2 protein-coding genes are annotated in these 527 nt (G+C 47.4%); both read left to right on the forward strand.

Translation table 11 applies throughout. From position 1 onward, the window contains the following. The first annotated feature begins 97 nt into the window (after positions 1–97). On the forward strand, positions 98–193 hold the full coding sequence (locus tag ACTQ53_RS17605; protein WP_441934618.1) for a smalltalk protein: 96 nt from the start codon (positions 98–100) through the stop codon (positions 191–193). 42 nt (positions 194–235) lie between these two features. Further along, a partial coding sequence (locus ACTQ53_RS17610; RefSeq protein WP_441934620.1) for an N-acetylmuramoyl-L-alanine amidase occupies positions 236–527 on the forward strand: 292 nt, incomplete at its 3' end.

Genomic DNA, 527 nt, shown 5'->3' on the forward strand with positions numbered 1-527 from the left:
ACGGTACTCACCAAGCCTCACAGGAAAGATTCCATAGGAGTCAAAATCCGTGAGATCTGTGAGAAAAGTAATCACTAATCATTAATTACTAATTAACATGAAAAAGGAAACCATCAAGAAAGTAATCAACTTCATCATCACCGTCCTCACTGCCGTCCTCAGCGCCTTCTGTGTGCAGAGCTGCAAGAGCTAAGGTAATTAATCAATAATCACTAATCATTAATCACTAGAAAAGATGAAGAATCCAAGAAAAATCAATCTGATCGTGGTACATTGCAGTGCCACACGTGTTAACCAGGACTTCCCGGTAGAAGCCTTGGAAGCCTGCCACAAGGCAAGAGGCTTCAAGAGCATCGGCTACCACTACTACATTACGAAGGATGGCATGGTCTATCCCTGCCGTCCAGAAACCGAGATGGGGGCTCACGCCCGCCACTACAACGCCCACAGCATCGGAATCTGCTACGAGGGTGGTCTCGACGAGAAAGGCAAGCCTGCCGACACTCGCACTCCTGCCCAGAAGGAAT

This window comes from Prevotella sp. Sow4_E9_plate, assembly GCF_052116205.1.
Lineage (GTDB): Bacteria > Bacteroidota > Bacteroidia > Bacteroidales > Bacteroidaceae > Prevotella.

Coding starts and splice junctions, on each gene's coding strand:
- ACTQ53_RS17605 (WP_441934618.1), top strand. CDS start 98: ATGAAAAAGGAAACCATCAAGAAAGTAATCAACTTCATCATCACCGTC.